Annotated in this window: 3 protein-coding genes; all 3 read left to right on the forward strand. The window is 49.8% G+C overall.

Annotated elements, in window-relative coordinates:
* On the forward strand, positions 1-331 hold a 331-nt coding region (locus RMO35_RS14845), incomplete at its 5' end, for a KOW motif-containing protein (RefSeq protein ID WP_309742106.1).
* Positions 332-343: 12 nt separating this feature from the next.
* Positions 344-769, forward strand: coding sequence for a 50S ribosomal protein L11 (rplK, locus tag RMO35_RS14850; protein ID WP_309742107.1), 426 nt, complete (start codon positions 344-346; stop codon positions 767-769).
* A 60-nt stretch (positions 770-829) separates the two neighbouring features.
* On the forward strand, positions 830-1537 hold the full coding sequence (gene rplA / locus RMO35_RS14855) for a 50S ribosomal protein L1 (RefSeq protein ID WP_309742108.1): 708 nt from the start codon (positions 830-832) through the stop codon (positions 1535-1537).
* Positions 1538-1818 lie beyond the last annotated feature (281 nt).

Raw genomic sequence — 1818 nt, forward strand, 5'->3', positions numbered from 1 at the left:
GGTAGTTAAAAATACCCCCAACGTAATCAACTTCGTCGGTTCGGAGCAAAAACGCGGCTACGGACGCGGACGCGGACACGTCAAACCGCTACCTCTTTCTCGCGGCGAAGCAGACCGAATCTTCAAACAAGCTCTCGAACAAGAGCCAGTAGTGAAGACAGATCTGACCGAAGGCGATAAAATAGTAGTGATGTCTGGTCCCTTTAAGGACTTTGCAGGCGAGGTCGTTGAAGTCAGCCCCGAACGGAGTAAACTCAAAGCCTTGCTCTCTATCTTCGGGAGAGATACCCCCGTAGAACTCGAATTTAATCAAGTCCAAAGACAGGGCTAATACACACATCTAATGGCAAAGAAAGTAGTCGCAATTGTTAAGCTAGCCCTCAACGCTGGTAAAGCTAACCCCGCACCTCCAGTCGGCCCAGCATTGGGTCAACATGGTGTGAACATCATGGCATTCTGTAAAGAATATAATGCCAAAACCGCCGAGCAAACAGGCACGGTCATTCCCGTGCAAATTTCGATCTTTGAAGATCGCAGTTTCACCTTCGTCCTCAAGACCCCGCCTGCTTCGGTACTAATCAAAAAAGCCGCTAAAATCGAAGCTGGTTCCAACGAACCCAACAAGAAAAAAGTCGGTCAAATCACTTCCGCTCAACTGCAAGAAATCGCGCAAACCAAATTGCCCGATCTCAATGCCAATGACATCGACGCCGCCATGAAAATCGTTGCTGGTACCGCCCGCAACATGGGTGTCGCGATCGTTGACTAGTATTTTATCCACCATATTTGGGGGAGAGGTGAAGCCTCGTTATTTACCCCAGGAGCAATCATGACCAAAAAGTATTCGCGTCGTTATCAAGAATTAGCCAAAAAAATCGAGACTCGGGCTTACGACCCCCTCGAAGCGATGAAGCTAGTCAACGAGACAGCAACCGCTAAGTTTGCAGAGTCTGCCGAAGTTCACGTCCGTCTGGGTATCGATCCCAAGTACACCGACCAACAATTGCGGACGACTGTAGCATTACCTAAAGGTACCGGACAAGTTATTCGCGTTGCCGTCATCGCCCGTGGTGAAAAAGTGGCTGAAGCTACCGCCGCAGGAGCCGATCTTGCTGGTTCGGAAGAGTTAATCGCCGAAATTCAAGGCGGGATGATGGATTTCGATCTATTGATCGCCACTCCCGATATGATGCCCCAAATCGCCCGCCTCGGTCGCGTCCTCGGCCCACGCGGTTTGATGCCTTCGCCCAAAGCTGGTACTGTCGCCACCGACCTCGGTGCCGCGATCGCGGAATTCAAAGCAGGTAAACTAGAGTATCGTGCCGACAAGTCCGGCATCGTGCATATCCTCTTCGGTAAGGCCGCATTCGCCCCTGAAGACCTCTTAGCCAACCTCAAGGCCTTCCAAGAGAGTATCGATCGCAACCGCCCTTCAGGAGCCAAGGGACGCTTCTGGCGCAGCATGTATGTCTCCGCCACGATGGGGCCTTCGATCGAAATCGACATCAGTAGTCTCCGCGACCTGAAAAATGAATAATTAGTAAATAGTCGATCGATTATTTACGCACAAAAAAAGAGGGATGAGGTTAAAACTTATCCCTCTTTTTTGGTTAGATTTGGTGTTCAGCAAGATTTGATAGTTTCAGCGATCGCCAAGTCCGGTCAGATGTCGCATAATAGTATCAAACTTTCCATTCATTTCTGCTCGCATCTCTCTGACCTCAACCTCCAATCGATCGAATCTTTGATTGACGATACCTTCAAGTGCGTCGATCTCGTCATATACTCGATCGCAGGATTCATTTAAGCTCCGAGCAG

This window comes from Chamaesiphon sp. OTE_20_metabat_361, assembly GCF_031364565.1.